Annotated in this window: 6 protein-coding genes; 1 reads left to right on the plus strand and 5 read right to left on the minus strand. The window is 66.7% G+C overall.

The genetic code is table 11. The annotated features are described in order from the left end of the window. Positions 1-223: 223 nt before the first annotated feature. Positions 224-1,186 (minus strand): alpha/beta hydrolase, encoded by a 963-nt coding sequence (locus tag B3T77_RS00225; protein ID WP_292075911.1) that lies wholly within the window; start codon positions 1,184-1,186, stop codon positions 224-226. A 232-nt stretch (positions 1,187-1,418) separates the two neighbouring features. On the opposite strand from B3T77_RS00225, the gene B3T77_RS00230 reads away from it, so the two are divergent. After that, a complete protein-coding gene (locus B3T77_RS00230; RefSeq protein WP_292075912.1) occupies positions 1,419-1,820 on the plus strand; it encodes a helix-turn-helix domain-containing protein in 402 nt (133 codons plus the stop codon). Between the two features lie 141 nt (positions 1,821-1,961). Here B3T77_RS00230 and B3T77_RS00235 read toward each other — a convergent pair whose 3' ends face one another. The 4 genes from B3T77_RS00235 to B3T77_RS00250 form a co-directional block, all read right to left on the minus strand. Next, positions 1,962-2,783, minus strand: coding sequence for a response regulator transcription factor (locus tag B3T77_RS00235; RefSeq protein WP_292075914.1), 822 nt, complete (start codon positions 2,781-2,783; stop codon positions 1,962-1,964). Positions 2,784-2,986: 203 nt separating this feature from the next. Then, complete coding sequence (locus tag B3T77_RS00240; RefSeq protein WP_292075917.1) at positions 2,987-3,865, minus strand: 4-(cytidine 5'-diphospho)-2-C-methyl-D-erythritol kinase; 879 nt, start codon at positions 3,863-3,865, stop codon at positions 2,987-2,989. Between the two features lie 3 nt (positions 3,866-3,868). Then, entirely contained in the window at positions 3,869-5,761 is a 1,893-nt protein-coding gene (locus B3T77_RS00245) for a tetratricopeptide repeat protein (RefSeq protein WP_292075920.1), read from the minus strand. Positions 5,762-5,825: 64 nt separating this feature from the next. Beyond that, positions 5,826-7,166 (minus strand): electron transfer flavoprotein-ubiquinone oxidoreductase (locus B3T77_RS00250; RefSeq protein WP_292075923.1); only part of this gene is annotated, 1,341 nt, incomplete at its 5' end.

A 7,166-nucleotide genomic window follows, 5' to 3' on the forward strand; every position in this document is an offset into this window, starting at 1 on the left:
ACCAGCACGCGGTGCTGCCGCAGCTGCGTGAGGGCATCCACTTCCTGCCCAAGCCGTACAACATGAGCGAGCTGCTGGACGCCATCCGGCTCTGCTTCCGCCACGCCGATGCCGGCGTATTGACCGGCCCCGACGCGCAGGCGGCGTGAGGCAGTCATCCACGCATGGCGTGGATCTACTTCATTTTTAGTAGATCCACGCCATGCGTGGATGACGTTGACGGTCAACCACCGGTATACGGCCCTTCCCCCGGCATCACCTCCAGCAACGCACGGGTAATCACCCGCGGGTAGACCGTCAGATGGTCCTCACCCTCGATCACCATGTTGTCCACCTGCAGCTTGCGGCCACTGCGCTGCAGCTGCGCAGTGAAATCTGCGGCTTGCCGCAGCATGTCGTTGCCGGTTGAGTAGCGCGGCCCCGGCTTGACGGTTTCGTAGCTGCCCACCGACAACAGCACGCGGGTCGGCTGCGCCGGGATGACAGCACTGTCCTGCATGCGCGGCAGCAACAGCTGGTCGAACCACAGCGAAGGGCTGGACAGGATGTAGGTGTTGAACAGATCCGGCTGGGTGGTCAGCACATAGGCGCCAAACAATGCGCCATAGGAATGGCCGGCAAATGCGCGTCGCGCCGGATCGGTGCGGTAGCGCGCATCAATCCTCGGCAGCACCTCTGCGGCCAGGAAGTCGCGGTAATGCGCGGCCCCGCCGTAGGTGACGTCATCGCTGTAGTAACCCTCAGGCTTCCGCACGGGATTGCTGGGCGTGTAGTCGCGCGAGCGACTCCGCTTGGACGTCAGCCCTTCCTGCGGCGGCAGCCCGACCAGGATGAAGTTCTCGATCTTGCGGCCTTCGACATTCAAGCGCCGCGCCATCTGCCAGACCAGCGGGAAGGCATAGTCGGCATCGGTGACGTATAACACCGGGTAACGCTTGTCCGGGTTGTCCGCGTAGCCGGCTGGCAGGGCGACGAACACCTGGTAGTTGCGACCACTGACCGGATCCGGCACGTCCCAGACTTCACTGCCCAGCACTTCATAAGGGCGGCCTTCGCCACGCTGCGCGCTTGCTGCTGCAGGCTTTGCGGCAGCCGCTTCCGGTGTGGCGTTGGGTGCAGCCTGGTGAGCACCACTACAGGCGCTCAGCGCCACCATTGCCACTACCGACATCATCCATTTGCTCAAGCAGACACTCCAGTCATCGTGATCAGTGCCCGATGATGGCATGGCACGGCCCCCATCCGAAGACTGTCTCTCCCAACTGCATGCGCACGGGGGAGCAGTTCTTCCAGCACCCTGGAAGCACGCAAGCCGTTGATTCCTTTGGGACGACACACTGCTGTCGGCTTTCTGTCGTGTTGGCGAAGGCGGCTGCCCGGCAACCTCGCAGCTCAGCTAACATCGGCAGGAACGCGGCATGGAAGATGAAACAGTGAAGATCGACGGAAAGCGGATCAGGCAACTGCGCGAAGCCCGCGGCTGGTCGCAGGAACACCTGGCCAGCATCTGCGGTTTAAGCCCGCGCACGGTGCAACGACTGGAAACCGAAGGCAACGCCTCGCTTGAGTCGCGGATGGCGGTGGCGTCGGCGCTCGGGGTTGCGGCGGAGTATCTGCTCGACACGGGCAAATCCATCGCCAGCCCGGCCCCTGGCAGCGCAGCCATCAGTCCAGCTGACCGGATGAAAATCGGCCTGTGGATTGCCAGCCTCGTCCTGGTAGCAGTCATGTTCCAGCTGGTCGTCGGGCTCAGCTTGGGCAAACAGGCTGCCGAACGCGACAACCGGGTATGCCAAGCCGACCCGGCGTGCCGTCGCTGATCCGCAACGCTACTGCCAAGCATCACACGCGCTCAGACGGATCTTCTTGTGGGAGCGGCATCAGCCGCGAAGCAGGGAGATCGTCAGATGACAGTTGGGCCGGGGATTCAAGCGTTACCAGCTTCGCGGCTGACGCCGCTCCTACAGGGCCTGGCGGGCGGGGTCGCTCAGTTCCAGCTCACGCAGTACCACGCTGGCCTGGGTGCGGTTGCGCACGCCCAGGCGTTCGAAGATCGCCGACAGGTGGGCCTTGACCGTGCGTTCCTGCACGTCCAGGCGGTCGGCGATCTGCTTGTTGAGCAGGCCATCGGCCAGGCACGCCAGCACACGGAACTGCTGTGGCGACAGGCTGGCCAGGCGTGCGGCCTGTTCGCTGTCGTGGCTGGAGGATTGCGCGCGTGAGACCGAGGCACGCAGCGAGGCCGGCAACCACTGCTCGCAGGCCATGACGCTGCGGATGGCCTCGCGCAGCTCGTTCAAGCCCGAACTCTTGGGCAGGTAACCGGCGGCGCCGTGGTCCAAGGCGCGGCGCACCACGCGCGGGTCATCGTTGGCCGAGACCACGATCACCGCCACGCCCGGGTGCTGGGCGCGGATCGCAGCCAGCCCGGCCAAGCCATGATTGCCCGGCATATGCAGGTCGAGCAGGATCAGGTCGGTGTCGGGCGCGGCGTCCAGCGCGGCCAGCAGGGTGGTGAACTGACCGCTGGCCTTCAGCTTGTCGACGACGGTTTCACCGGCGACAGGCGTGGTCGCCTCTGCGGTCGTGGTCGTGGCGGCCTCAGCCGTCGGGGCCGGCGTCTGCGGCATGGCCGGCATGGCCGGCATGGCCGGATCGGTTTGCGGCATGGTCGCCGGGGCGGGCGTCGTCGTGGTCGCCGGGGCGGTCATGTCCTGGGCGAAAGCAGGGGCGGCCATCAGGCTGACGACGGCGGTGGCGGCAAGCAGTTTTGCACGAAGCATGGCGATTTCCTTTTTCCTGTTTGAGGATCGCCACGGGGGAGACGGCGACCCGTTCCAGACATCGGAACTGCCGACTCAAATCAGAACGTCGTGATCTGGTTCCGAGATTTCGAAACAATGCGTAACGTTTGTGATGATCTGGGCGAGACCTGGGCAAAATCGCCGGTTTCGCAGCCTGATCGCCGGTATTCGGCCACAACGCTTTAGCGTTGCTGTACGGACAGTTGCGTTGCTTTGACCCAGGCCGTGGGATGTGCTGCGGACAATGCGCGCGCAGCGGATTGGGCCGCGTCGTCGCTGGGATATAAACCAAACACCGTCGCTCCTGAGCCGGACATGCGGGTCAAGGCGATCTGGTCGGTCGCCGCAACCGCCGACAGGGCCGCGTCGATCGCCGGCGTCAGGGCCAGTGCAGGCGCTTCCAGATCGTTGCGCTGGGCCGACAGCCATTTGATGACGGGGACGATGGACCAGTTAAGGGGCGGTGCGGGTCTGTCGGGGGCCCGCACCGGCCCTGCGTCATAGGCGCGATAGACGGCGCCGGTCGGCGAGGGGACGCCGGGATTGAACAGCACGGCCGGCAGCGGCGGCAGGCGGGGTTCGTCGGTCAGCACGTCTCCCCTCCCCTCGGCCCAGGCCGTACGCATCCGCAGACACATCGGCCCGTCCGCGCCGACAACGCCCGCGACCGCCTCAAGCGCGGCGTCGGCGAGATCGAGCGCCAAGACGTCGCGCGCCAGCTTCAGCGCCGCGCCCGCATCGGACGATCCGCCGCCCAGCCCCGCCGCGATGGGTAGGCGCTTGTCCAGCGTGACCTTCAGTTTCGGCGCTCCGATGCCGCAGGCCTCGCCCAGCTGACGCAGCGCGCGCAGGATCAGATTGTCGTCCGTCGCGCCCAGCCCGCCGCCGAAAGGGCCATCGACCGTCAGCGACAGACGATCCGCCGGCTCGACCGACACGCGATCCCCGACATCGGCGAAGGCGACCAGGCTGGACAGCGGATGATAGCCGTCCGCGTCCACCGCTCCGACGTGCAGGAACAGATTGATCTTGGCCGGCGCCAGGGCGGTCAGGGCGGGCATGACCTATTGCGAGACGCCCTGAGCGCTCGGCGCGTTGTCCAGCCCGTTGGCGATCTTGCGTTCGACCTCGACCCGACGTTCAGGTTCAGGCTCCAGCACCAGGACGCGGTTCCACAGCCAGACGGCTTCGCGTTGACGACCGACCTTCCAATAGGCGTCGCCGAGATGATCGTTGATCTCGGCGTTAGACGGCTCCTTGTCGACAGCCTCTTCCAGCGTGTTGACGGCGGTTTCGTACTGGCCCTGTTTGAACTGCGCCCAGCCCAGCGAATCCTGGATGTTGCCGTTGTCGGGCTCCAGCGCATGGGCGCGGGCGATCATTTCGGCGCCTTCCTGCACCCGCAGTCCCTTATCGACCCAGAGATAGCCGAGGTAGTTCAGCATATCGGCGTCGTTCGGCGCGGTCTGAAGCGCGGCCCACAGTTCGGCCTCGGCCTCGGGAACACGACCCAACGCCTCATAGGCGGCGCCGCGAAGGAAGTGGACGCTGGCGCCCTGATCGGCGGTGTTCAGAAGCGGCCCGTCCAACAGCGCAAGCGCCTCGTCATGCTGTTTCAGCTGCATCAGTTGACCGGCCAAGACCAAGGCGATCTGCCGATCGTCGGGGTTGGCGGCGGCGGCGCGGCGAAGCTCGGTAAGCGCCTCCTGCGACTGGCCGTCTTCTTCCAGCGCCACGGCCAACTGGGCGCGGGCGGCGGCGTAGAGTTTTGGATCGGTGGTCCCGACCCGCGACAGGGCGTTGCGGGCGGCGGACTTCAAACCGGCGCGGGAGAGCACCTGGGCCAGTTGATATTCCGTCTCGTCATCGTCGTGCAGGTTCTGGGCGAGGCGCAGATAGACGGCGGCGAACTCGTTGCCGCGCTCGGCCGAGGCCTGGGCGGCGGCGGTGATCAGGCCTTGGGCGGCGCCTTCACGGAAGTCGGGCAAGGCGGGCGGGCGGACGCCGTCCTTCAGACGTTGCAGCGCGCGGGCCACGCCCGGATCGACGGGTTGCACCGCCATGGCGGCTTCATACAGGGCGACGGCGTCGTCGCGGCGTCCGCGCCGTTCCAGAAACTCGCCATAGGGGCGTTTGAACAGGGCGCCGACGCCGGCGACTTCCGAAGCGGTCTTCAACTCGACCTCGGCCTCGGCATAGTCGCGACGTTTTTCCAGCAGGGCGGCGCGATTGATGCGGGCGAAGGCCAGGGTCAGGGGATCGCCGGCGGTCGGGACCGGCTGAAGGGCCCGGGTCCAGTCGCCCGCCGCCGCCGCGATCCACGGCGCGACCAGAAGACCGGCGCGCGCGTGCGGGGCGCCGATGGGCTGACCGGCCAGTTCGGCGTTCGGCGTCCTGGCGTCGCCGCGCACGAAATCCTGAACCAGACGCACCAGCCGTCCGCCCTCGACGAACGCCGGAGACGCCGTCGCATCGGTGGGGGCCAGGGCGGCCGCCACGTCCAGATCGCCGGTCAGCAAGGCGGAGGTGAAGGCCTGTTCGCGCACGCGCGGCTGTTCCGGCGTCAGCCGTTCCGCCTGGGCCAGATAGTCGGAGCCGGTGGCCCCCTCGCCCTGCATCAGGGCCAGCTTGCCGGCCAGATACAGACCATAGGCGCTGCGACCCTCGGCGTTCGTCGGGATCGGCGCCCAGACGGCCGGGATCGCCGGCGTCGCGGGCGTGTCGGTGATGATGATGCGAGGATCGGGCGTGGCCTCGCTCGGCGTCGGACTTGGTGCGGCCTGAGCCGGTGCAGTCTGGCCCGGCGTCGTCTGGCCCGGCTCCAGAATCACGGCTGGCGGATGGGTGTCCGGCGTCGGGGCGGGCGGCGTCGTTTCCTGCGCCGAGGCGTGGCCGGCAAGCGCCACGGCGAGGACGGTCAGGGAGGCGGCGAACAGGCGAGAACGGGAGGCGATCATGCCCGGACCCTTCACGCTTTTGCGGCGGCGGGCAAGGGCGGAACGCCGCCCCTGCCCCGTTCCGTCACATGTTCGGATAGTTGGGACCGCCGCCGCCCTCGGGCGTGGTCCAGACGATATTCTGCGACGGATCCTTGATGTCGCAGGTTTTGCAGTGGACGCAGTTCTGGGCGTTGATGACGAAGCGCGGATCGGCCTTGGCCGCCTCGTCGCCATAGACCACCTCGTACACGCCGGCCGGGCAGTAAAGCCGCGCCGGCTCGCCGTATTTGGGCAGGTTGACGCGGATCGGGATCGACGGATCCAGCAGCTTCAGGTGGGCCGGCTGGTCCTCGGCGTGGTTGGTGTTGGAGATGAACACCGACGACAGCTTGTCGAACGACAGCTTGCCGTCCGGCTTCGGATAGGCGATCGTCTTATGGTCGGCGGCCAGACCGGTCGAGGCGGCGTCGGTCTTGTCGTGCTTCAGCGTCGGAATCGGCGACAGGCCGCCGAACAGGGTGCGGCACCACATGTCGAACATGCCCAACGCCCCGCCCAGCGTCGTGCCGAACTTGGACAGCAGGGGCTTGGCGTTCCGGACGACCGACAACTCCTTGTAGACCCAGCTCTTTTCGAAGGCGGTCTGGTATTCGACCAGTTCGTCGCCCGCGCGCCCGGCCTGAACGGCCTCATAAGCGGCATCGGCGGCCAGCATGCCGGTCTTCATGGCGTTGTGGCTGCCCTTGATGCGGGGCACGTTCACGAAGCCGGCCGAACAACCGATCAGCACGCCGCCGGGAAAGCTCAGCTTCGGGATCGACTGCAGGCCGCCCTCGGTGATGGCGCGCGCGCCGTAGGAGATGCGTGTTCCGCCCTCCAGGTGCTGGGCGATCTCGGGGTGGTGCTTGAAGCGCTGGAACTCGTCGAACGGCGACAGGAACGGATTCTTGTAGTTCAGGTGGACCACATAGCCGACGGCCACGTAGCGATCGCCGAAGTGATACAGGAAGCTGCCGCCGCCGGTGTGTTCGTCCAGCGGCCAGCCGGTCGTGTGCTGGGCCAGGCCGGGCTGGTGCTTGTCGGCCGGCACCTGCCACAACTCTTTCAGGCCGATGCCGTATTTCTGGGGCGATTTGTCGTCCTGAAGCTTGTGCTTGGCGATGATGGTCTTGGCCAGGGAGCCGCGCACGCCCTCGGCGATGAAGACGTATTTGCCGTGAAGTTCGATGCCAGGCTGGAAGTCGCCGGTCGGCTTGCCTTCGCGGTCGATGCCGAAGACGCCCGCGACGACGCCCTTCACCTGACCCGTCTCTTCTTTCCAGACGACGTGGCTGGCGGCCATGCCGGGATAGACCTCGACGCCCAGGGCCTCGGCCTGCTCGCCCAGCCAGCGGCAGAAGTTACCCAGGCTGATGATGTAGTT

The organism is Brevundimonas sp. UBA7838, from assembly GCF_002500885.1.
Lineage (GTDB): Bacteria > Pseudomonadota > Alphaproteobacteria > Caulobacterales > Caulobacteraceae > Brevundimonas > Brevundimonas vesicularis_C.

Excerpts from the sequence above, each read along its gene's own strand:
- B3T77_RS00230 (WP_292075912.1), top strand. The coding sequence starts at position 1,419 with ATGGAAGATGAAACAGTGAAGATCGACGGAAAGCGGATCAGGCAACTG.
- B3T77_RS00240 (WP_292075917.1), bottom strand. The coding sequence starts at position 3,865 with ATGCCCGCCCTGACCGCCCTGGCGCCGGCCAAGATCAATCTGTTCCTG.
- B3T77_RS00245 (WP_292075920.1), bottom strand. The coding sequence starts at position 5,761 with ATGATCGCCTCCCGTTCTCGCCTGTTCGCCGCCTCCCTGACCGTCCTC.
- B3T77_RS00235 (WP_292075914.1), bottom strand. The coding sequence starts at position 2,783 with ATGCTTCGTGCAAAACTGCTTGCCGCCACCGCCGTCGTCAGCCTGATG.